Source organism: Macrococcus equipercicus (assembly GCF_024205945.1).
GTDB lineage: Bacteria > Bacillota > Bacilli > Staphylococcales > Staphylococcaceae > Macrococcus > Macrococcus equipercicus.
In genome coordinates this window covers 549778-573552 of sequence record NZ_CP073809.1, presented here as the reverse complement: position 1 = coordinate 573552, position 23775 = coordinate 549778, and the positions used below count along the sequence as shown (strand labels likewise).

Sequence of the window (23775 nt, the reverse complement as noted above, 5' to 3'; positions counted from 1 at the left end):
ATAGCATATACCAATTTAACTGATTTAAACATTATTTTGCTTGAAGAACTCATACGCTTTCGTAAACTGATAGTGAGTCGTATTAAATAGTTCAGCGCAGTGCTTCATGGAAGCAGATGTGCCGTTTACTTTAGAATATGCATAATAGGTCGCTGCTGCATAAGCATCCACAGTAAGCGGCCGTTTTGCTGCAATGACTTCCTCCGCATTATCAATCCAGGCAAGCAGCAGCTCATGCTCCTGGTTCACTTCATAAAGTGCCTGCAGTCCTTTATGGATGAAATCAAGCTTGACCAGTTCAAGCTGGTGAAAGATATAGGACAAATAAAGCTTTTCGTAATCTCTCATCTGTTCAAGTTCATCCCAGAGTTCCTTAGAGATCATTGTTTCCTTATGGTCAAGCTGTGAGATGAGAAAGATACCGAGCAGCCTATGATGACTATCATCGCTTCTTAACAGCGGAATCACCTGCTCCTCGAGATAACGCATCCCTTCGAATATATCACGGGGGCTCGGCGTATCATTGCCGGTCAGCCGGACAAGCTGCCGCCACATTTCTTCGGATGCCGTGCGGTCGCCGAGCGCATAATAATTGAAGCTGAGCGCATGATACAGCTGCGCATTCTTCAGCATCTTCTTCTTGTAGATGGGCAGCAGCAGAGCTTGTGACGCTTCGTACTGCTTCAAGTAGCAGAGCACAATACCCAGCTTAAATGATTCATCCTCACTAATCGGATGCAGCTTGTTCAGCCGCTGAATGTAGTGCTGATACTTACTATGCTGATGCGTATTATAGAGCAGTAATGTATAGTGGCAGAGCGCATGGATATCTGTTTCATCTTCGTCAAGCAGCTGTTCGAGCAGCGCTTCCGCTTCCGGATACCGGCTCATGAATAAATAAGCCATCGCTTTTAAGTTGCGCATTTCTTTACGCGCCTGCAGTGCAAGCGGCTGATTACTAATCCAGTCAATCGACTCGTTGATTCTACCGCGCGAGAATAAGTACTGAAAAATCTGCTGAGTGACAAACAAAGCACTTTCCGCTTCTACTTCCGCCTTATTTTTATAGACGACATCAAATGTTTTGACCAGTTCCGCCATATAAGACTGATCATCGGTCAGCTGAACATAGTATAAGCCGAACAAAAAGGCTTTGTTAGGTTCCCGTGCTTTCGTATACAGCTGACTCAATATGTAGAAGTAGTCAGCAAACGTCTCTGCTGTGACGATGCATTCATAAATGTAACCTGCACCAATGTCCACCTGCCCGATCTCCGCATAACACATAGCGAGGTCTTTAATATAGTCACGGGACTGTTGATGATCCAATGCCTTCTTCAAATAGACGATGGCATCCTTGAATAGCTGCTGACTCATTTTTTTCCGAGCCAGCAGATAATAACTTTCCGCATTGTTAGGCAGACTGATGATTTTGTCGTTCATGACTTCACCTCACTTCTGATCTGAAGCGGACAACCATAAGCAAATGCACCGGCCGGGACATCTTTCGAGACGACACTTCCAGCGCCGATCACTGCCCTGTGACCGATATTTACGCCCGGCAGTACAGTGACATTTGCTCCAATCATTACTTCATCCCCGATAATAATATCGCCCGTACGATATTCATGGACTAAATATTCATGGCAGAGCAGCGTCGTATTAAATCCTATAATGCAGTTAGTGCCGATTGTAATCTTCTCCGGAAACATAATATCCGGTGTTACTCTGTAGGCGATAGAAGTATATGGCCCGATTGTCATTCCTATGTACTGATAAAGTCTACGTTTAATGCGCATGGATGGACAGAACCTTCCAGCTTCAATAAGCACGGTATTGCGGGATACTTTAAGAAAAGAGACTGTCCGGTACACCCGCCATAATGGATTCGGCCCTGTTACTTTCGTGCTACTTATACGTCTCATCATTGCTTCCTTTAAGCGCTACATTGACATCGCCGTATTTCGGCAGACGGTAACGGTACGCGCGGTAGAGCCAGGTGATTACTGCCACTGTAATAATTACAATAGAGATAACCTGGGCAATTCTTAAATGTTCTGTCAGCATGAGGCTGTCTGTTCTTAAACCTTCCACAAAGAAGCGGCCGATTGAATACCAGATGGCATAGAGGAGAAACGTCTGGCCGATCCGCAGATGTTTTCTCACCAGCAGCAGCATCACGAAACCGGTTAGACTCCAGAGCGATTCATAGAGAAAGGTCGGATGATAATAAGTGCCGCCTACGTTCATCTGATTAATAATCCACTCAGGCAGCATCAGTTGTTCAAGAAACGTTCTCGAAACTTCTCCGCCGTGTGCCTCCTGATTCATGAAGTTACCCCAGCGGCCGATAGCCTGGGCCAGTATAATACTCGGCGCCACAATATCAGCGAGCTGGAAAAATGACAGATTTTTTCGTTTAGCCAGAATAAAGCCTGTACTGAAAGCACCGATCAGCCCGCCGTGAATGGCGATGCCGCCGTTCATGATCATCGGTATTTCAGCGGGATGGGCTTTGTAGTAGCTCCATTCGAAAGCAACATAGTAAATACGGGCGCAAATAATCGCGATAATAACGGCCCAGACGATAATATCTATCAAAGTGTCTTCCTTATACCCTTTTTTTACTGACTCACGCTGGGCGATTAAATAGCCGATCAATATCGCTGAAGCAATAATGATGCCATACCATCTGACAGATAACGGTCCGAGTTCAAACGCAATTGGATTAATAGCTGATAACATGTTAGTTCCCCTTTAATGACTGGCTTCTGATTTGTTCGTTCAATCTATCGTTAAATTCCTCAGCCGTATTGACACCGAGCGCATTAAGCCGGTAGTTCATTGCCGCAACTTCTATAATGACCGCAAGATTCCGGCCGGGTCTGACAGGAATGGTCTTCTTTGTAATCTGCGAATCAAGTATGGTCAGCTTCTCTTCAATCAGGCCGACCCGGTCATACATCTTGTTTTTATCCCATATTTCAAGGTTGATGTTCAGCATGACGCGTTTTTCCTGGAGGATAGAGCCTGCCCCGAACAGTGTCATGACATTGATGATACCCAGCCCTCTGATTTCAAGCAGATGTTCAATCAGCTGCGGCGGTTTGCCCATCAGTACATTTTTTGAAATCTCTTTGATTTCCACATTGTCATCCGCTACAAGACGGTGACCTCTTTTGACGAGTTCAAGTGCGGTCTCACTTTTACCGACACCGGAATCCCCGGTAATGAGTACGCCTATCCCGTAGACATCGACAAGAACGCCGTGCAGGCTTGTCTCAGGAGCAAGCTGCGTTTCAAGATAAGAAGTGAGTTTGCTCATCAGACTCGTTGTGGCATCTTCTGACGACAGCAGCGGCGTACCTTTACGGTCACATGCGGCGATCAGTTCTTCAGGCGGTTCGATACCGCGCGTAATGATGATGCACGGTGTTTCTTTGCGGCAGAGCTTATTCATCCGGTCGACTTTATCTTCCTTGCCGAGCATCTCGAAAAAAGATGTCTCCGTCGTACCGAGCACTTGAATTCTATCAGAGGAGTAGTGGGAGAAGTAGCCGGCCATTTCAAGACCTGGTCTTGAAATATCCGTATTCATCACAGGGCGGTCAAGTCCTTGTTCTCCTGCAAGCAGCGTCAGTTTAAACTTAGCGGTTATATCGTTACATGTTATCATGGATACCCTCCGTACTTTCGATACTATTATTCTAAATAACTTCTGCTGTAATTACAATGAAATGAAAAAAGCCTTTCATTTACTGATTCAGCTGATTCCCTGAAAGCACAAAACCAGACAGGAGGTCTCCCATCTGGCTGCTATCTATCAGTGATCAGTTGAACTATTGATGCATTCTTTCCACAAGCTGCTTCAAATACTTGCCCGTATAAGATGCGGCTGTCTCCATAATGACTTCCGGCGTTCCCTGCGCAATGATCTGACCGCCTCCTGAACCGCCCTCCGGACCGAGGTCGATAATGTAATCGGCCGTCTTGATCACATCGAGGTTATGCTCAATAATAATGACCGTGTCACCGTTATCGACAAGCTGATGCAATACTTTCAGCAGTCTTGCAACGTCATCTACATGCAGTCCTGTCGTCGGTTCGTCGAGAATGTACAGCGACCTGCCGTTCGAGCGTCTATGGAGCTCTGAAGCCAGCTTCACACGCTGTGCTTCGCCGCCCGACAATGTCGTCGCCGGCTGACCGAGTTTGACGTAACCAAGACCGACATCAACAATCGTTTTCAGTTTCCGGTTGATCTTTGGAATGTTTTCAAAGAAGTAATAAGCATCTTCTACTGTCATATCCAGCACATCTGAAATGTTTTTGTCTTTGTAGGTCACTTCCAGCGTCTCCCGGTTATAACGCTTGCCGTCACATACTTCACATGGTACATAGACGTCAGGCAAAAAGTGCATCTCAATTTTAATGATGCCGTCCCCGCGGCACGCTTCACAACGGCCGCCTTTTACATTGAAGCTGAAGCGGCCTTTCTGATAACCGCGCAGCTTTGCTTCATTGGTCTGGCTGAAGACATCGCGAATATCGTCAAATACGCCTGTATAAGTCGCCGGGTTTGACCGCGGTGTCCGGCCGATCGGCGACTGGTCGATATCGATGATTTTCTCGATCTGCTCTGCCCCGTCAATTGACCGGTGTGGACCTGGTTTGGCCTTTGTCTTATAGAGTTTCTGTGCCAGCCCTTTATATATTACATCATTGACCAGCGTACTTTTGCCGGAACCAGAGACACCTGTCACAACCGTCATCATGCCGAGCGGGATATCAACATCCACGTCCTGCAGATTGTTGCTCGATGCGCCTTTCACTGAGATGTAACGGCCGTCAGGCTTGCGCCGCTCGGTCGGCAGTTCAATTTTCTTCTTGCCGCTCAAATACTGGCCGGTCAATGATTTCTTGTCTTTCATGACCTGCTTAGGGGTCCCTTGAGACACGATTTGGCCGCCATGGACGCCTGCGCCCGGACCGATATCAATCAAATAATCGGCCGCAAGCATCGTATCTTCATCATGTTCGACGACAATCAGCGTGTTCCCCATATCACGCATCGACTGCAGTGTAGCGATTAACCGGTCGTTATCACGCTGATGCAGTCCGATAGACGGCTCATCCAGAATATAGAGAACGCCCGTCAGTCTTGAACCGATCTGTGTGGCAAGGCGAATACGCTGCGCCTCTCCGCCTGATAATGTGCCTGCCATCCGGTTCAATGTCAAATACTCAAGACCGACATTATTCAGAAATGATAACCGTTCTGTAATCTCTTTAAGAATTAAGTTTGAGATCATCTGTTCCTTCTCAGTCAGGTCAAGAGAGTTAAAGTAGGCCGCTGATTCACCGATGGAACGACGGACCGTCTGTCCGATATGTTCATCGTTGATCTTAACAGCCATCGCCTGTTCATTTAACCGGTAGCCATGACATGTCTCACACTTCTCATCCGTCATATATTTACGCATCTGTTCCCGTGTATATTCAGACGGCGTCTCTTTGAAGCGGCGTTCAATATTATTAACGATTCCCTCGAACTTCATGCTTCTCGTCCGGGACACACGATTATCCTGCTTGAACTTATAGGCGATTGTATCCGGTCCGCCGTACAGAATAATATCGCGTTCTTCAGCTGACAGCTGATTAAATGGTTTCTTCATATCAATCTTATAGTGCTTGCACGTCTGCTTCAGTAAATTAGGATAATACTCAGAGCTGATCGGCTGCCATGGCACTAATACGCCGTCCTGCAGGCTTTTGGATTCATCGGGAATAACCAGGCTGATATCAACAGTCAGCTTAATGCCTAACCCATCGCAGTCCGGACACGCACCGAACGGGCTGTTAAACGAAAACATCCGCGGTTCCAGCTTGTCGATGGAGAAGCCGCATACCGGACATGCATGATGCTCAGAGAACTTGAGCTCTTTGTCACCGATGACATCAATCAGGACATTTCCTTCAGCCAGCTGCAGCGCATTTTCAAGCGAATCTGCGAGTCTGCTTTCAATGCCCGGCTTGACGACCAGCCGGTCGACCACGACATCGATATCATGTGCGTGCGTTTTAGGAAGATCAATATCATCACCGGCATCATGCATCTCACCATTAATTTTAAGCCGCGCATAGCCTTTTTTGGAGATGTCCTCAATCAGTTTCTTATGCGTGCCTTTACGCCCTCTGACAAGCGGCGCAAGCACCTGGATCTTCGTCCGCTCTTCAAGCGCCATCACATGGTCAACCATCTGCTGAATGGTCTGCGATTCTATCTTAATATCATGGATCGGACAGTACGGCGTCCCGATCCGTGCATAAAGCAGTCTTAAGTAGTCATAAATTTCAGTGACTGTGGCGACCGTACTTCGCGGATTGTTGCTCGTCGTCTTCTGGTCGATAGAGATGGCAGGTGACAACCCTTCAATCGTATCCACATCAGGCTTGTCCATCTGTCCTAAAAACTGTCTGGCATATGCACTAAGTGATTCTACGTAACGTCTCTGACCTTCTGCGTAGATGGTATCAAAGGCAAGACTTGATTTACCTGACCCTGACAACCCGGTCATGACGACCAGCTTATCGCGCGGAATCGTAATGTCTATATTTTTTAAGTTATGTGCTCTTGCGCCTTTTACAACGATTTCTTTATTCTTCATGATCTCACCCTTCAGCCTTCAGTTCAAACAGAATATCACGTAATTCCGTCGCACGTTCGAAGTCAAGCGCTTTAGCTGCTTCTTTCATTTCATGTTCCACACGCTCGATAGTCTGCTGGCGTTCTTTCTTCGTTAATTTCTTCGTCTTCTTAGGTGCTGCTGTCTCTTCAGTCTCAACACTCGCGCTGATGACATCACGAATTTTCTTATTGATGGTCATCGGCGTAATGCCATGCGCCTTGTTGTATGCTTCCTGAGTTTCCCGTCGGCGCTTTGTCTCTGAGATGGCAATTTCCATTGACTTTGTCATCTTATCAGCATACATAATGACTTTACCTTGTTCGTTACGCGCGGCACGGCCGATGGTCTGGATTAACGAACGCTCAGAACGCAGGAAACCTTCTTTATCCGCATCCAGAATAGCGACAAGTGATACTTCAGGAATATCCAGTCCTTCCCGCAGCAGGTTGATACCGATTAACACATCGTACACACCCATGCGCAGGTCACGGATGATTTCTATCCGCTCCAATGTCTTGATTTCCGAATGGAGGTAATTGACTTTAACGCCTGCTTCTTTCAAGTAAGTCGTCAAGTCTTCACTCATCTTCTTCGTCAGCGTCGTAATAAGCACGCGTTCATTTTGAGCGACACGCAGCTGTATCTCTTCCATAAGGTCATCAATCTGATGCTCAGATTTTCTGACTTCAATGATTGGATCAAGCAGTCCGGTCGGCCTGATAATCTGCTCGACCATCTCATCTGTATGTTCAATTTCATAAGGACCCGGTGTGGCAGAAACATAGACAAACTGCTTCGCTTTGCTGTCAAACTCCTCAAATGTCAGCGGTCTGTTGTCCAGCGCACTCGGCAGCCTGAAACCGTGTTCCACCAGCACTTTCTTTCTCGCCTGGTCACCGTTGTACATCCCGCGCACCTGCGGCAGACTGACGTGCGATTCATCAATCATAATGAGCCAGTCATCACCGAAGTAATCAAGCAGTGTATAGGGCGTCGAACCTGTCGGACGCAGCGTCAGGTGGACCGAGTAGTTCTCAATCCCTGAACAAAATCCCATCTCACGCATCATCTCAAGATCGTAATTGGTCCGCTGTTCCAGCCGCTGCGCTTCCAGCAGCTTATTCTCCGCCCGGAACACTTTCAGCTGTTCTTCCAGTTCCCGTTCAATGCGCTCTATCGCAAGCTTCATCTTCTCCTCCCGGGTGACGAAGTGACTCGCCGGGAAAATAGCGAAGTGTTCCCGTTCCTTTAATACTTCTCCGGTCAAATAGTTGATCTCGCGGATACGCTCAATCTCATCCCCAAAAAATTCAATGCGGATACACTGCTCATCACGTGACGCCGGAAAAATTTCAACGACGTCACCTCTGACACGGAATGTACCGCGGTGAAAATCGATATCATTTCTCGTATACTGAACATCGACAAGCTTTCTGAGCAGGGCATTACGTTCCATCTCCATACCGACACGGACACTCACTACCATATCTTTGTACTCTTCCGGGTTACCAAGACCATAAATACAGCTGACCGAGGAAATGACGATGACATCGTTGCGTTCAAACAGCGCACTCGTCGCGGAGTGACGCAGCTTGTCAATCTCGTCATTAATAGAAGCATCTTTTTCGATGAATGTATCCGTGGACGGAACATAAGCTTCCGGCTGGTAATAATCATAATAGCTGACAAAGTATTCGACGCGGTTCTCCGGGAAAAACTCCTTGAACTCACTGTACAGCTGACCTGCGAGCGTCTTATTATGCGCAATGATCAGCGTCGGTTTGCCGACCTGCTGAATAACATTGCTCATCGTAAATGTCTTCCCCGTCCCTGTCGCGCCAAGGAGTGTCTGATGTCTTCTGCCTTCCTTGATGCCTTTTACAAGCTGATTAATCGCTTCAGGCTGGTCTCCTGAAGGCTGAAATTCTGACTGTATCTTGAATGGATGATTTTCCATCATACCCCTCCCTTTTCTTCATTATTTTATCAAATTTCATCATTCAGGTACAAACATCTGTTCGTAAAAAAGCAGATGCATGATGCATCTGCTACTGTTCGTGCAATTGAAAGCGATCGACAAGTAAATAACCGATGATCAGTGAAATGGTATCGATAAAGACAATCATCTCTGAATGAAAGAATCCTTTATAAACTGATACCCCGATCACTATAGTCGCTAACAATAGACCCGTATATTTATTTCTGATAATCATGCTGAAGACGATGACCATCAACGCAGGAAGAAATAAGGCGAGTAAATACCACGTCACTCCGAATCCTCCCTATCAAGAATGGCATACGTGATCTCTCTCAGTTCAGATCTTGGAATAAACTTCTCCTCAAGCATTTCCGGCAGAATATTATTCAGGAAATCCTGCACCGACACTAAATGGTCAAACTGCATGATTGTTTCCAGACTCTTTTCATAAATTTCAAAAAACAGCGGCTCTGGATTACGCTTTTGAATTTCCCCGAACGATTCGTAGAGCAGGTCAATCTTATCTGCGACAGCTAAAATCTGCCCCTCCATCGTATCATCTTTTCCTTCCTGCAGCCGTTCGCGGTAAACCTCGCGGTACTCAGGTGGAAATTCTGTGTCAATGAACTTAGTAATCATCTGTTCCTCCACTTCATTGAAGAGCTGCTTCAGTTCTTTAGAGGCATATTTGACAGGTGTTTTAATATCTCCTGTGAAAATCTCCGGATAGTCATGGTTGAGTGCTTTTTCATACAATTTCTTCCAGTCAATGGCATGACCATGGTATTCTTCTACCGTTCCTAAGTACTGGGCAATTTTAGTCACTTTGAATGAGTGACTAGCTACATTATGGTCATGATATTTGAATTTGCCCGGACAGCGGACAAGTTTCTCAAGATCGGACAAGCTTTTGAAATATTGATGAACACCCATTATTTGCCCTCCTCAATTTGCTGTATTAACACTTTCACTTTTTCTTCATTCAGTTCTCCTAAATATGTCTTTAGGACCACACCTTTACTATTTACAAAAATTGTCGTCGGTAAGTTGTTGATTTTATAATTCTTTCTCACGGAAGCATCAGCCGTCAGCATCGGATAAGCCGCATGATATTTTTTGATGAACGCCGTGCGATTAAGTTCCTTATCCTGGAGATTCATACCGATGACCGTCACATGACCCGGTTTGTCGTGATTGTAATTGACCAGTGCCGGCATCTCACGGTTACATGGTTCACACCAGGAAGCCCAGAAATTAATAATATTGATATCCCCTGTGAGTAATTCAGTCAGCGGCTGCGGCTTCCCATGTTGATCATAAGCTGTCATTTCAGTAATATTCTTGCCGTTTAAATAGTGAGGATGGCCTGCCACTTGATTCGATTGATCGTCGTACGTCAGTACACGCCACACACTATAGCCCGCTGCAGCGAGCAGCGCTGCACTTAATAAAATAATCATAAAACGTTTCACGATGCCCCTCCTTAATATGGTTACATTATAACAAGGATAAGCGGTGAAACACTATATTATTATACAAAAAAACGTCATCACCGCTATAGCGGTGATGACGGTATGTTTAATCTAGTAAATGTATTGGTAATATGAAACATTGGCGCGATAAACTTTACGGAAAGTTTTAATGCCGCGTACTGGATAGTTCATTTCAGAGACGATGATATCACCGTTGCTGTAGATGCTTTCAACGACAGCGACATGGCCGTAATAACCTGATTGTGAAACAAGCACAGAACCTTTAATCGGTGATCTTCTGACAGTATATCCATAACGGACAGCATTGGATGCCCAGTATTTCGCATTGCCCCATTGGTTAGACACGTAGCGTCCCATCTGAGCACGGCGGTTAAACGCATAGTAAGCACATGATCCTGTCGTATAGTAGTTAGGTGCTTTATAGCGGATAGGGTTGGCATATGCAGCGGCGTCGGCTTCCTTAGTCACTTTAAAAGGAGTGATATTCAGTTCTCCACCAATTGTAATCAGCATTAATATCGTCAGCATCGTCAGCATTAATTTTTTCATTAGTATGTTTTCTCCTTAAGTTTTGTTCTTAAAAAAAGAGTAACATACCAATGAACTGTTCAAACCAATGTTATGGTTTTGTAATACAAGTGTTACGAGGACAGCATAAAATAACCGTAAAAGTTACAAAATTGCCCGTTATGCTACAATTTTGTAACAAAAAAAGAAATCTGCCGGCAAATTAGTTGCCGGCAGATTTCCATTATTTGATAAGGCTGCTACATTTTACTTCTGCTTTGACAAATACGCTGCAATCTGCTCTGCTTCTTTGCCTTGTGCCTGACCTTTCGGCATCGGACCTTTACCATTTTTAATGATATTCAGTATTTCCGCTTTTGAGTACTTGCTTCCCACTTTTTGAAGGTTAGGTCCACTTGCCCCTTCCATATCGCGGCCGTGACAACCGACGCATGTGTTCTGCTGAAAGGCTGTCTTACCAGGATCAGAAGTTGACGTGTCTGATGTTTTAGTTTCGCTGCCACAGGCTGCGAGCAGAAGAGCTGAACCTATCAGTACAACTGACAATTGTTTTTTCATGACAATCCTCTTTTCATTAGCGTGGTTACTGGAGCTGGCTTTTCAAGTAAGCATCGATGAACATGGAGATATCTCCGTCCATGACAGCTCCCGTGTTGCCTGTCTCTGCATTCGTGCGGTGGTCTTTAACCATTGAATAAGGATGAAAGACATAAGAACGAATTTGTGAGCCCCAGCCGATTTCTTTCTGCTCACCACGGATAGCAAGCATCTCTGCTTCCTGCTCTTCAATCTTACGCTGATAAAGCTTGGCTTTCAGCATCTTCATCGCCTGTTCACGGTTTTTAATCTGTGAACGTTCGTTCTGACATGTCACAACAACACCTGTCGGTTTATGGGTAATCCGGACAGCTGAATCTGTTGTGTTGATATGCTGACCACCGGCACCGCTTGCCCGGTACGTGTCAATATTCAAGTCTTCAGTATTGATTTCGATTTCAATATTGTCATTATCAAACTCCGGCGTCACTTCACATGAAGCAAATGACGTATGACGTCTTCCTGACGAATCGAACGGGGAAATACGCACGAGGCGGTGTACCCCTTTCTCTGCTTTAAGATAGCCGTAAGCATTATGTCCTTTAATGAGCAGTGTCACGCTCTTAATCCCTGCTTCATCGCCTGGCAGGTAGTCCACTGTCTCCACCTTGAATCCCTGCTTCTCGCTGAACCGCTGATACATACGCAAAAGCATAGCACCCCAGTCCTGGGACTCAGTTCCACCTGCTCCTGGATGAAGTTCAAGAATCGCATTGTTGGCATCATGCTCACCATTAAGCAGCAGTTTCAGCTCAAACTGATCTACCGCTTCTTTCAAAGCGAGCAAGTTTTCACTGATGTCCTGCTCCATTTCAGCATCCGGCTCTTCTTTAACCATCTCAACCATAACTTCAATATTTTCTTTCTCTTCCGTCAGCTGATAGTAGCCGTTGACCACTTCTTTTAACGCATTGCTCTCGTTAATGATCTGCTGGGCCTTGCTGGAATCGTCCCAGAAACCCGGGTCCGCCATCATCTCGTCATATTCCTGGATGTTCGTCTCTTTTTCCTCTAAGTCAAAGAGACCCCCTAAATGATTGTAATTTCTCTTTTAACTCTGCCAGTCTGTTTTTTATTTCATATGATTCCATTATTGTTCCTACTCTCTACCATGACAATTTTTATACTTTTTGCCGCTGCCGCAAGGACACGGTTCATTTCTACCGATTTCCGGTTCATTCTGCTTCGGTTGTTTCTTAACTTTCTCTTTGCCGTCGCTTGCAACCATCGCTTCACCTTTAGCGACCTGCTCACGCTCAACTTGTTCATCTTTATCGATGACAGATTTAAGGATATACTTCGCAACATCATCTTCGATATCTTCAAGCATACCTTCAAACATGCTTAATCCTTCGTTCTGATATTCACGCAGCGGGTTAATCTGACCGTACGAACGCAGATGAATACCTGTACGCAGCTGATCCATCGTATCAATATGATCCGTCCACTTCATATCAATCGTACGGAGGAGAATCATCCGTTCGAATTCATGCATCTGGTCACCGAGCATTTCTTCCTGACGCTTGTACTGTTCATCAATGTGACGCATCACGACTTTGAAGATTTCATCGTTATCGCGGCGGGCAACCTCTTCTTCTTTCAATTGCCCTTCAGGGAGATACATATCTTCCACGAAGTTGATGAACGCTTGATAGTCGTGGTCCTCTTCTGTGATAAAGTGACCACTGACGGCACGACGTACTGACTCCTCAATCATTGAATGAACCTGCTCTGAACAGTCTTCCTGCTCAAGGATGTCATTCCGTTCCTTATAGATGATTTCGCGCTGTTTACGCAGCACATCATCATATTCAAGGACACGTTTACGGCTGTCATAGTTATTACCTTCCACTCGTTTCTGAGCAGATTCAACAGCGCGTGAGACCATCTTCGATTCAATCGGTGCATCGTCATTCATACCAAGACGTGTCATCATCGTCTGCATTCTTTCTGAACCGAAACGCACCATCAGCTCATCCTGTAGTGATAAATAGAACCGGCTGAAACCCGGATCTCCTTGACGTCCTGAACGTCCGCGCAGCTGATCATCGATTCGGCGTGATTCGTGACGTTCTGTACCGATGACCGCGAGTCCTCCAAGTTCCACGACACCCTCTCCGAGTTTAATATCCGTTCCCCGGCCGGCCATGTTCGTCGCAATCGTCACCGCACCGCGTTGACCTGCATTCGCTACAATCTCAGCTTCCCGCTCATGGTTTTTCGCATTCAGCACGTTATGACGGATGCCGCGTTTTTTCAGCAGCCCTGAAATATATTCACTCGTCTCAACTGCCACTGTACCAAGCAGCACAGGCTGTCCGACTTTATGTCTGGCAATGACTTCCTCGACGACAGCTGCAAGCTTACCTTTCTCAGAAGCAAAGATTAAATCCGCTTTATCCTGGCGGGCAACCGGTTTATTGGTCGGAATCTGCGTCACAACCATATTATAGATGCTGACGAATTCTTCTTCCTCAGTCTTCGCTGTACCGGTCATCCCTGATAACTTGTTATACATACGGAAGAAGTTCTGGAATGTAATAGAGGCCATCGTTTTGGATTCATTTTGAATCTCAACGCCTTCTTTCGCTTCAATCGCCTGATGAACACCATCAGAGAAACGACGTCCGGGCATTGTCCGGCCGGTGAACTGGTCAACGATAACAATCTCGCCGTCCTGAACCACGTAATCGACATTGTTCAGCATAGAACGGTGTGCTTTCAGCGCGATATTGATGTGGTGCATCAGCGTCACATTTTTAACATCATAGAGATTATCGACTTTGAACATCTTCTCCGCTTTATCGATACCTGCTTCTGTCAGCTGGATGCCCTTTGTCTTCTCGTCATAGTTATAATCGACTTCATCTTTCAGCATCTTCACAAAGACATTCGCCTGTACGTAAAGACCCGTTGATTTCTCAGCCTGTCCCGAAATAATTAACGGCGTACGCGCTTCATCAATTAAAATGGAATCGACTTCATCGATGATAGCAAAGTTGAGTGGACGCATGACACGTTCCTCTGCATAAGTCACCATGTTATCTCTTAAATAGTCGAAACCGAGTTCATTGTTCGTACTGTAAGTAATATCTGCTGCATAAGCGTCGCGTTTCTCTGCTGTCGCCTTACTGTTCAAGTTGACACCGACTGAAAGACCAAGGAAGTTATAAAGCTGCCCCATCTCTACTGCCTGCGTGCTTGATAAATACTCATTGACCGTTACAACATGGACGCCGCGACCGGATAATGCATTCAAATAAACCGGCATTGTCGCCGTCAACGTTTTACCTTCCCCTGTTTTCATTTCAGCGATATCGCCGCGATGGATGACCGTACCACCCATGATCTGCACAGGATGAGGGAACAAGCCGAGAACACGTAAAGCCGCTTCACGTACAACCGCGAATGCTTCCGGCAGAATTTGATCAAGATATTTCTCCTGATCTTTATAGTCAGTGATTTCTTTAAGGTCATTCTGATATTTAACTGTCATACTTCTGAGTTCATCATCTGACTTTGCTGCCATTTGATCTTTATAGGATTCAACCTGGTCGGCAATTTTAGATAAAGATTTTACTTCACGTTTAGAACCGTCAAACATCTTTTTAATAAATCCCATGCTGTTCTCTCCTTTAATTACGAAAAACTATCGTCTACAACATCTAATAATAGCATTTATTGACGCTATATAAAAACATTTAAAAAGCTCACAGTAAGATATGTTCTGCGCGGCACCGGAAACTTAGCAGTGCTCACAAAAAAGCACCCCCGTCGCGACGGGGGCAGCGTTGCTATACTTCTGTAGATGTTTCAATCAGACCGTACTTACCATCGTTACGTCGATAGACGATGTTAGTCCCATTAGTCTCCGCATCGTTAAAGATGAAGAAATCATGGCCCAGCATGTTCATCTGCAGCACTGCTTCTTCAGAGTCCATCGGTTTAAGATCAAACTGTTTGGAACGAATGATCTCCATCTCATCCTGCTGGTCGTCTTCTGCAGCATCCAATTCCGGCAGCGCCGGGAATACATCTTTCTCCACGCCTTTCTCACGAAACTTACGGTTGACTTTTGTTTTATGTTTCCGGACTTGACGCTCCAGTTTCTCTACAATAAGATCAACAGCTGCATACAAGTCAGCATGCCGTTCTTCCGCCCGTAATGTCAGGTTTTTCAAAGGAATAGTGACTTCGACTTTTGCCTTAGAATCTTGGTAAGTCTTAATCTTTACATGGGCATTTGCGTCCGGCACCTCAGTAAAGTAGCGCTCAAGCTTACTCAATTTCTCTTCAATATAATTGCGAATGGCATCTGTCACTGTAATGTTATCACCGTGTATTTCATATCTGAACATATTGCATCGCTCCTTTTGAAACCATATTCTATGTTGTTTCTTCCTGTCTTCATTTTACCAAATATTCAGACTCTTGCAAAGATTAACACTCCTATTTCTGTGACTTGTTCCTGTCGCAGCACTTGAGCAGCCCGGTGGACCGTTAAACCTGTCGTATAAATGTCATCAATCAGCAGCACACGTGGCGCAGTCCCACCTTCTATATAGAAAGGATTGCTGTCCTGCAGTCGTTCAGCTTTAGTCAGTCCTGCCTGCTTCACGCGGTGCTTTGTCTTCAGCGGCTGCTGAAAACTGACGCCGGTCCGATGCACGACTTCTGCCATATGATCAAATCCCCGCTCAACGATTTTTTCCGGGCTTGACGGCAGCGGGATGACCATATCGCAGTTCATCGCCTTAATGTGCGGTTTTAACAGCGCCGCAAACACTTCAGCAAGAACGATATCCTTCTTAAACTTGTATTTAAAGATCAGCTCCTTTGTCCAGTCATCATAATCATAGAGACAATGGATGTGATCCACCGGCGCAAATCGACTGCTCATGAAATGACAGTCTGTGCAGTCAACTTCTTCCGGCTGCAGCTTTTTGCGGCAGTGGCTGCAGCGTCTCGCATCCTCCAGCTTAAACTTGCTGCTGCATGCTTCACAGATGAGCGGTTCACCTGTCAAATACGTGTGAAATGATAACTCCGTTCTGTGGCGATTCAAGCAGATCAAGCAGTTCATTTAATCCATCCCCGCCTTTTAGCCGTCTGATTCATCGTCTGGATTTCCTTGACGGCCCGCTGCATACTCAGCGTTACACCATCATGAAAAAAGATAACTTCTCCGTCATAATACTCACGTTTCCGGTCAACACGGCCGGCCATCTGAATCAGGCATTCCGCGGTGAAACTCCCGGAATCAACGACCCAGACATCAAGACCTGCGAGCGTAAAACCACGCTCAAGTATAGTGGTCGTAAAAACAATACGGTGCTTCCCCGCCCTGATCTCCTCTACTTTGTCATGCCTGCTGCGGTCAGCCGCAAAGACGGTCAGCGGCTTAAATGATTGGTAGGTGACGGCTGCGGCTGTCATCACTTGTATATCATTGAAGAAGACAAGCAGTGTGCCGCTGTGCCGGCGTTCCAGCCGGGCAGCGAGCCGCCCTTTCAATATTGATTTTACCGACAGATACTTAAAGCGCGGGACGGGCAGCGGACGTTCATGATAACGTGCCGGCAGTGTAATGACCTCATGCTTCTCGAATGCCGCCCGCAGTGCTCTCGGCGGTGTCGCCGTCAAGTAGATCATCGTGCCGTCTGCTGCAGCCGCTCTTGCTACACAGCGCATCAACCGTTCGTCCATCGGCAGCGGAAAGGCATCCACCTCATCGACAATCAACAGACCGAAGTGATGCATATAACGATAGAGCTGCGGGACTGTGCAGATGACGAACCGACTGCTGTAAGCAAGCGACTGCCCTTCGTACAAGACGTCAATGTCCGCATCAAAGTACGCTGCCATTCTTAAGTACACTTCTTTGACGACATCGACTCTCGGCGATACGATGGCCACATTTCTGCCAAGCCGTCTTGCTGTCTGAATCCCCTTCAGAATCATCTCTGTTTTGCCCGCACCGGTCACCGCATGCAGCAGCCGCCTGCCTCCTGATTCGACCGCTTCAACAATTAAGCGGGAAGCATAATTCTGCTGGGCAGTGAGGGCAAAATCAAGGTGACATTCCAGCTGTTCAGGAGCATCAGGTATTGCCACCGGCTGATAATAAGTTTCTGTCGTCGACCACGTCATCATAATACAGACACGGCAATAAGTGATCTCCTTCTGGAACTGATGATTGAAGTACGTATAAAACAACCGCTGATCTTCATTCAAGCAATAGCTGCAGTGATAACCCTGTGCTTTGATGACACCCGGCATCCCGGAGCAGCTTGTTTCAAGCAGTGCCATAATGACCTCCAAAAAAACAGCACACTAAAGTAAGTGTGCTGTAGAATATAAAATTAAAATATAAGACGTTGTATTGAAACTTCAAATATTCAGGCGTCGTTTGGTCACACCGAAGCCTAATGCTTTCTCGCCTAAATGTGAGCCGATGACAGGACCAAATTCTGTCAGTATCCACTTGATATCAGGATGAGCTGCTTCCAGTCTATCCAGCCATTCACGTGCTGACGCTTCATCGTTTGCGTGAATGATACATGCTGTCACATCGCGGGCATCACCGATAAACTGCTCAATCAGTGACTCTATTTCCTTCATTGCTTTTTTCTTTGTGCGGACTTTGTCGAACGGCACAATTTTTGTTCCCTGAAAGTTCAGTATCGGCTTGACCTGCAGCATGCTGCCGATAAAAGCCTGTGCCCCAGTCAGCCGGCCTCCTTTTTGCAAGTTCTTCAGATCATCGACAAGAAAATAGGCATTTGTGTCTTCTTTCATCGCCGTAAGTTCCGCGATGATTTCAGCTGCTGAATGTGTCTCCTTCATTTCGCTGGCGCGCAGCGCAAAGAATCCTTGCGGTGCACATGAAATTTCCGAGTCAAAGGCATGGACCGTAAGACCATCAACCATCGTTCCTGCTGTGACAGCACCTTGATACGTTCCACTGATGCCGCTTGACAGGTGAACGGCAATAACATCAGTAGCTCCGTCATCCTTCAATCGTTGAAGCAGCTTGACGTAGTCGCCGATAGCCGGCTGGCTCGTCGTCGGTAGTTCCTTCTCAGCTTTCATCCGCCTGTAGAATTCTTCGCTTGACAGCTCCTCTATTTCTTTATAGGAGACGCCATCAAACAATACATTCAGTGGTATTACATGAATATCATAATCTGCTGCCAGCTGTGCCGGCAGATATGCTGTAGAATCTGTTATTATTGCAATGCTCATGTCATTCCTCCTTACCCACATTTCCATCATACCATGTTGGCTTGAAAAATAAAGTGCGGACCAATTGTATCCACGATAGTCATTGACTATACTTATATAAACGAAAGCTAAAGGAATGAATGCGAATGTCCGACAACTATATCACGATTAAACAGGAGGTCACCTATGAACAGGTGATCAATAAATCCCGCTTCATCACGTCTCTTTATCCAGTGTCAACAGAAGATGAAGCAAAAGCTTATATCGCCCTTACTAAAGATACGCATAAAGGTGCTAATCATAACTGTTCAGCCTATACGCTCGGCACAGCACATCAGATCCAAAAAGCGAACGATGACGGCGAGCCATCCGGAACAGCAGGCGTGCCGATGCTTGAAACCCTTAAAAAGGAAGATGTTCATAATGTCGTCGCCATTGTCACGCGTTACTTCGGCGGCGTTAAGCTCGGGACAGGCGGACTGATCCGCGCTTACCAGTCCGGCATTACAGAAGCGGTCAGACAGACAGGAAAAGTGAGCATGCAGCAGGCGGAACGCTACTTAGTCACGATGAACTATGAACAGACCGGAAAGTTCGACCACTTCATAGACCAGACGCCTTATGACGTCATCGACAAAAGCTATACCGATAAAGTCACTTATACCATCCATATTACCGCCGAAGATGTCCCCGCATTTGAATCATTTGTCAGCAATCAGACAAACGGCCAGGCAGCCATAAAAAAAGAAGCATCATTGATGCTTCCGTTCGATTTATAATGTTTTTTTGAAAATTCTCGAATAAATGTTAAGCACCGGCCGGTAATGTTCATCGACAAGTCCCGTCAGTTCGACTATCATTTCAATCGTTAGTAAAATCATAAATCCTATCAGCAGCGCACCCCAGTTAGTAGATAAATATAAAATGATTGAGGCGATGCTAAACAAAATGGCGATAGAGTATATGAGAATAACGGTCTGCGGATGCGTGTAACCTAGTTCAAGCAGTTTATGGTGCAGATGAGATTTGTCCGCCTGCATAATTGGCTTCCCCTGACGGTATCGTCTGATCATCGCCACAAACATATCAATAAATGGCACGGCGAGAATGATAACCGGGAAAAACAACGAGATCAAGGTGATATTTTTAAAGCCGAGCAGACTTAATACACCGATAATATAACCGAGCATCAGTGCCCCATTGTCACCGAGAAATATTTTGGCGGGATAGAAATTATAGCGGATAAAACCAATCAGCGAGCCAATCAGCACACTGCAGATCATCATAATGAAAATATCATGCTGTAAAATGGAGATAAAGCCGATCGTACAAAGCGCGATGAGCGATACACCGGACGCCAGGCCATCGAGACCGTCAATCAAGTTGATAGCATTAGTCACAGCGACAATCCAGAAAATTGTCATCGGGATACTCAATACGCCGAAATCAATGACGATGCCGAACGGCAGGGTAATTAAATCAAGCGTCACGCCATAATAAACGACGATGGAACTAATAGCAATCTGTCCGATCAGCTTCACAATCGGTCTTAAATCATACAAGTCATCAATCAGGCCGAGGAAATTAATCAATATCGCACCAATGACGATAGGCATAAACTCTCGTTCTACAGGATGACCAATAAACATCCCGGTCAAAAACGAAATGAGCAGGACAACACCGCCAAGCATAGATACTGGAACGGTATGGACTTTGCGTATATTTGGTTTGTCAAGTGCTCCGATGTACGGCGAGAACTTGATGATCAGTGGTGTTATGATAAATGAGATAACAGCCGTAATAAGAATTAACGTTAATGTAAACATAGGCCACCCCAAGGTTTAAATTCTTATTTAATATAGCATATTAAATTTAAATGCGGTATTATTTTCGTGAACAGATACATCTGGACCGATTGACGAAACGCTTTATTTGATACATAATAATACGGTTAATAACAATACTCGGCACCATGTCTATGAACAATCAGCTGTCCGCAGACATCGGTAATAATTGAAATAAAGAGTAAAGCTCAAGCTTTACTCTCTTTTTTAGGGACTAAATGTTAAGGAGATGGGAATTGTGAAACGTCTGGACTATTTATACACGATTATTGGTTCTATTCTTGTAGCGCTCAGCTACAATTTGTTCCTGCTGCCGTCACAGCTGGCAGCAGGAGGTATTTCAGGAGTGAGCACGATATTAAATGAGCTGTTTCAAGTGGAGCCCTTTATCGTCCAGTCCGTCATCAATATCCCTATTTTCATTGCCGGCTGGATGGTTCTCGGCCGGGATTTCAGTCTGAAGACTATTGTGGCAACCTTTCTGATTCCGTTCGTTATTTTTCTGACGGATGATTTTGTGGACAACGGCATACATAATCCTCTGCTCGGTGCCATCTACGGCGGAATACTGCTCGGATTAGGCTTAGGCCTCGTCTACAGAGGGAATGGTTCCACAGGCGGCACAGCAACACTTGCACAGATCGTCAAAAAATATACAGGGTTGTCCAGCGGCTTCTGTCAGCTGATCGTAGATGCAGTCGTAGTGGCGGCAAGTGCCTTCGTCTTTGATTTTGAGCTTGCGCTCTACGCCCTTATTTCTATTTACGTCACCAGCAAAGTCATTGACTTCGTTCAGCTTCATACGGGTGACAACAAACTTGTCTTTATTATTACAGAAGAAGAACGAACAGTTACGCAGCTGATCTATGATTCGGTCGAGCGCGGTGTGACTAAAGTCAGTTCTTTCGGAAGCTATTCACATGCAGAGAAAGCCCTGCTGTTTTCTGTTATGGAGCAGAAGGAAGCTATTTATTTCAAGCAGGTGATCAGTCGGGCTGAACCTGAGTCATTCGTCATTTTCCTCAATGCCTCCGATATTATCGGACGCGGCTTCTCTAAATCAAAACGATATGACAGTAATCAAAATGAATGACAATAGTAGGAGTTGGTTTTATGTTTGAAGCAGTTATTTTTAATGTAGCTGTCACTATCAGTGGTATTTATTTGTTTCACCGGATGCAGTTCTTTGAAGAGAAAGAAATTGTTTTCTCGAAGAATTATATTACTTTGCTGATGATATTCATCAGTTTCTTACTAATGACTTACCCTATTGAATTCAAAGGGCTGGCATTTAATATGGCATTCATGCCGCTGCTATTTATCGGCCGCTATACGAATGCCGTCTATACGTTCGTGAGTGCTGTCATTGCTGCTGTGCTGCAGCTTGCCTTCTTTCACGGCAGCTGGATTGACGGACTTGTGTTCGTCGGCATCGGCTTGTTCGTCGGCGTCATCGGTCCTTTTATCAGCATGTCTCATTTCGCAAGCATTCAAATACTCAATGGCATTGCACTTGTCGTTATCGTGCTCAGCCTGCCATTTCGCGAGTTGCCTCATATGCTGCTCTATACAGCCATGCTGATCTGTGTGTCCTTCATCATGACGATATGCAGCGGCTTGATGTTCGTCGATATTTGGCAGATCTCAAAATTGATCAAACGCTATGAGCATGAAGATGCGGTCGATTACTTGACCGGTCTCGGCAACGTCCGCGAATTCGACCGTCAGCTTAATGCGACGAGCCGCTATGAACATCAGGCGATTAGTCTGCTGTTGATTGATATCGATGAGTTCAAGGAAGTCAACGATCAGTACGGCCATATCGCAGGTGATGCCGTATTAAGGCAGATCGCCCAGGTACTGACCAACTATATTCCAGTCGGAACGAAAGCTTTCAGAAATGGGGGCGAGGAGTTTTCAGTCATTCTTGTCGACGTCACGCTCGACAGTGCAATCAAGCTTGCTGAAAGTATTCGTCAAGGCGTCCGGCAGACAACGTTCCATCTGCCGAATAAAGAAACAATTTCATTGACTGTATCTATCGGCGTCGGTTATCTTCAAAAAGAGGAAATGAAATCTCACCGTAAAATTTTTAAAGATGCAGATGACATGCTGTATGCTGCAAAAGAACAGGGACACGATACGGTCATGTTCAATCCCATCATCAAATAACGGAAAGGCACCCTTTCTGTTATTTTTTTTATTATATAGGAGGTTAAAATGACAAGTAATGATATAAATAAAACGATTGATGTCATCATGATCGCCGGTAAAATACTGCTTGAGAACGGTGCAGAGACATACCGCGTCGAAGATACAATGACACGCATTGCAGCTCATTATGGACTGAATAATACGCACAGCTTCGTCGTACCGACTGCCATCATCTTCTCACTCAGCGATAAATCAGAGACACGGCTCATGCGGATCGATACACGGACAACTGACCTTGAGAAAATTGCTAACACCAATGAAATATCAAGAGCCATTGCAGCTGATACGATGACGCTGGATATGGCAAAAGCCGCGCTCCATGAGCTTGATCAGGCGAATCTGCAGTACCCTCTCTGGCTGAAGGTGCTGTCCGCCGGTATCGTCAGCTTCTTCTTCCTGTTCATGTTCGGTGGCACAGCAGTTGATGCGCTGCCTGCTTTTCTAGCAGGCAGCATCAGTTTTCTGATCGCGGAATACATTCAGCTGCATACACGCATCAAATTCTTCTCGGAATTCGCGGCAGCGATCATCATCGCATTAATCGCCCAGCTGTTTGTCCTGCAGCTTGGCGGGGGATCTATCAACAAAATTATCATTGCAGGTGTCATGCCGCTTGTGCCTGGAGTATTGATCACTAACGCCATCCGCGACTTGATGGCATCGCATTTACAGGCCGGTATCGTTAAAGGCGTGGAAGCGGGACTGACAGCATTTGCAATCGGCGCGGGGGTGGCTCTATGCTTAACGATATTTTAATGGTTGCTTTTCAGTTCATCACGAGTTTTTTTGCGACCTTGTTCTTCTCCATTATTTTCAACGCGCCGAAAAGACTGCTTGTGCCGTGCGGTATTGTCGGTGCTGTAGGATGGGTCGTCTACTACTTTACACTGCAGGCGATGACGAGCGTCGGAGCCTCGTTTTCAGGGGCTTTCTGTTTAGGGATGATGGCCCATTTTATGGCAAGGTATTATAAGCGGCCGGTTATTATTTTTTATGTATCAGGGATCATCCCGCTCGTTCCCGGAGGACTGGCCTATGATGCGACAAAGCTGATGATTATTCATAATTACGATGCAGCGATTCAGAAAAGCTTTGAAGCGATGATGATCTCCGGTGCCATCGCATTTGCACTCATTATCGTGGAAATTATCTTTCAGACTTATTTAAAATTAAGAAGAAAGGTGCAAATGCATCGAAATCCGATATAA

General features: G+C 45.7%; 23 protein-coding genes. 5 read left to right on the top strand and 18 right to left on the bottom strand.

Going from position 1 to position 23775, the window contains the following annotated elements; all coding sequences use genetic code 11:
- Nucleotides 1-24: 24 nt before the first annotated feature.
- The 17 genes from KFV11_RS03000 to KFV11_RS02920 all read right to left on the bottom strand — a co-directional run bounded on the left by KFV11_RS03000 (nt 25) and on the right by KFV11_RS02920 (nt 18530).
- The gene (locus KFV11_RS03000; protein ID WP_254250326.1) at nt 25-1443 is read right to left on the bottom strand and encodes a tetratricopeptide repeat protein; all 1419 of its coding nucleotides are present in this window, start codon (nt 1441-1443) and stop codon (nt 25-27) included.
- Nucleotides 1440-1925 carry an acyltransferase gene (locus KFV11_RS02995; RefSeq protein WP_254250325.1) on the bottom strand — a complete coding sequence of 162 codons (486 nt, stop codon included), beginning with the start codon at nt 1923-1925 and terminating at the stop codon, nt 1440-1442. Before KFV11_RS02995 ends, KFV11_RS03000 begins: the two co-directional genes overlap by 4 nt.
- Entirely contained in the window at nt 1909-2745 is an 837-nt protein-coding gene (gene lgt, locus KFV11_RS02990; protein WP_149458016.1) for a prolipoprotein diacylglyceryl transferase, read from the bottom strand. Before lgt ends, KFV11_RS02995 begins: the two co-directional genes overlap by 17 nt.
- Nucleotide 2746: 1 nt before the next feature.
- The gene (gene hprK / locus KFV11_RS02985; protein WP_149458015.1) at nt 2747-3676 is read right to left on the bottom strand and encodes an HPr(Ser) kinase/phosphatase; all 930 of its coding nucleotides are present in this window, start codon (nt 3674-3676) and stop codon (nt 2747-2749) included.
- A gap of 163 nt (nt 3677-3839) precedes the next feature.
- A complete protein-coding gene (gene uvrA, locus KFV11_RS02980) occupies nt 3840-6668 on the bottom strand; it encodes an excinuclease ABC subunit UvrA (RefSeq protein WP_254250324.1) in 2829 nt (942 codons plus the stop codon).
- A gap of 4 nt (nt 6669-6672) precedes the next feature.
- Nucleotides 6673-8649: an excinuclease ABC subunit UvrB gene (uvrB, locus tag KFV11_RS02975; RefSeq protein WP_254250323.1), complete on the bottom strand. Its 1977-nt coding sequence runs from the start codon at nt 8647-8649 to the stop codon at nt 6673-6675.
- 88 nt (nt 8650-8737) lie between these two features.
- Complete coding sequence (locus KFV11_RS02970) at nt 8738-8959, bottom strand: CsbA family protein (protein WP_149458012.1); 222 nt, start codon at nt 8957-8959, stop codon at nt 8738-8740.
- Nucleotides 8956-9600 carry a YfbR-like 5'-deoxynucleotidase gene (locus KFV11_RS02965; protein WP_149458011.1) on the bottom strand — a complete coding sequence of 215 codons (645 nt, stop codon included), beginning with the start codon at nt 9598-9600 and terminating at the stop codon, nt 8956-8958. Before KFV11_RS02965 ends, KFV11_RS02970 begins: the two co-directional genes overlap by 4 nt.
- Complete coding sequence (locus KFV11_RS02960) at nt 9600-10139, bottom strand: TlpA family protein disulfide reductase (RefSeq protein WP_254250322.1); 540 nt, start codon at nt 10137-10139, stop codon at nt 9600-9602. The genes KFV11_RS02965 and KFV11_RS02960 overlap by 1 nt, the downstream gene beginning before the upstream one ends.
- 111 nt (nt 10140-10250) lie before the next feature.
- Nucleotides 10251-10709 carry a CHAP domain-containing protein gene (locus tag KFV11_RS02955; RefSeq protein ID WP_149458009.1) on the bottom strand — a complete coding sequence of 153 codons (459 nt, stop codon included), beginning with the start codon at nt 10707-10709 and terminating at the stop codon, nt 10251-10253.
- Between the two features lie 225 nt (nt 10710-10934).
- Complete coding sequence (gene cccB / locus KFV11_RS02950; RefSeq protein ID WP_149458008.1) at nt 10935-11246, bottom strand: cytochrome c551; 312 nt, start codon at nt 11244-11246, stop codon at nt 10935-10937.
- A 25-nt stretch (nt 11247-11271) separates the two neighbouring features.
- Nucleotides 11272-12376 (bottom strand): peptide chain release factor 2 gene (gene prfB, locus KFV11_RS02945; RefSeq protein ID WP_254250321.1). Its coding sequence is split into 2 segments (ribosomal slippage): nt 11272-12303 and nt 12305-12376, totalling 1104 coding nucleotides; the frame shifts between segments, so codons are not numbered across the junction.
- Nucleotides 12377-12384: 8 nt separating this feature from the next.
- Nucleotides 12385-14907: a preprotein translocase subunit SecA gene (gene secA, locus KFV11_RS02940; RefSeq protein ID WP_254250320.1), complete on the bottom strand. Its 2523-nt coding sequence runs from the start codon at nt 14905-14907 to the stop codon at nt 12385-12387.
- A 172-nt stretch (nt 14908-15079) separates the two neighbouring features.
- Entirely contained in the window at nt 15080-15643 is a 564-nt protein-coding gene (hpf, locus tag KFV11_RS02935; protein ID WP_149458005.1) for a ribosome hibernation-promoting factor, HPF/YfiA family, read from the bottom strand.
- Between the two features lie 65 nt (nt 15644-15708).
- Nucleotides 15709-16368, bottom strand: a complete 660-nt coding sequence (locus tag KFV11_RS02930) for a ComF family protein (RefSeq protein ID WP_254250319.1) — start codon at nt 16366-16368, stop codon at nt 15709-15711.
- Nucleotides 16365-17594: a DEAD/DEAH box helicase family protein gene (locus KFV11_RS02925; RefSeq protein WP_149458003.1), complete on the bottom strand. Its 1230-nt coding sequence runs from the start codon at nt 17592-17594 to the stop codon at nt 16365-16367. Before KFV11_RS02925 ends, KFV11_RS02930 begins: the two co-directional genes overlap by 4 nt.
- A gap of 81 nt (nt 17595-17675) precedes the next feature.
- Nucleotides 17676-18530, bottom strand: a complete 855-nt coding sequence (locus KFV11_RS02920) for a DegV family protein (protein WP_149458002.1) — start codon at nt 18528-18530, stop codon at nt 17676-17678.
- A 125-nt stretch (nt 18531-18655) separates the two neighbouring features.
- Between KFV11_RS02920 and KFV11_RS02915 the strand changes: the two genes are divergently transcribed.
- Nucleotides 18656-19288 carry a YigZ family protein gene (locus KFV11_RS02915; protein WP_149458001.1) on the top strand — a complete coding sequence of 211 codons (633 nt, stop codon included), beginning with the start codon at nt 18656-18658 and terminating at the stop codon, nt 19286-19288.
- Here the strand turns inward: KFV11_RS02915 and KFV11_RS02910 are convergent.
- Nucleotides 19283-20335, bottom strand: a complete 1053-nt coding sequence (locus tag KFV11_RS02910; RefSeq protein WP_149458000.1) for a glycosyltransferase family 4 protein — start codon at nt 20333-20335, stop codon at nt 19283-19285. The genes KFV11_RS02915 and KFV11_RS02910 overlap by 6 nt on opposite strands.
- Before the next feature lie 256 nt (nt 20336-20591).
- On the opposite strand from KFV11_RS02910, the gene KFV11_RS02905 reads away from it, so the two are divergent.
- The 4 genes from KFV11_RS02905 to KFV11_RS02890 are packed head-to-tail and all read left to right on the top strand — an operon-like array spanning nt 20592 to nt 23775.
- The gene (locus KFV11_RS02905) at nt 20592-21446 is read left to right on the top strand and encodes a YitT family protein (protein ID WP_425463243.1); all 855 of its coding nucleotides are present in this window, start codon (nt 20592-20594) and stop codon (nt 21444-21446) included.
- Nucleotides 21447-21466: 20 nt separating this feature from the next.
- Entirely contained in the window at nt 21467-22525 is a 1059-nt protein-coding gene (gene gdpS / locus KFV11_RS02900) for a GGDEF domain-containing protein GdpS (protein WP_149457998.1), read from the top strand.
- A gap of 48 nt (nt 22526-22573) precedes the next feature.
- The gene (locus KFV11_RS02895; protein WP_254250318.1) at nt 22574-23323 is read left to right on the top strand and encodes a threonine/serine exporter family protein; all 750 of its coding nucleotides are present in this window, start codon (nt 22574-22576) and stop codon (nt 23321-23323) included.
- On the top strand, nt 23305-23775 hold the full coding sequence (locus tag KFV11_RS02890) for a threonine/serine exporter family protein (RefSeq protein ID WP_246143094.1): 471 nt from the start codon (nt 23305-23307) through the stop codon (nt 23773-23775). The genes KFV11_RS02895 and KFV11_RS02890 overlap by 19 nt, the downstream gene beginning before the upstream one ends.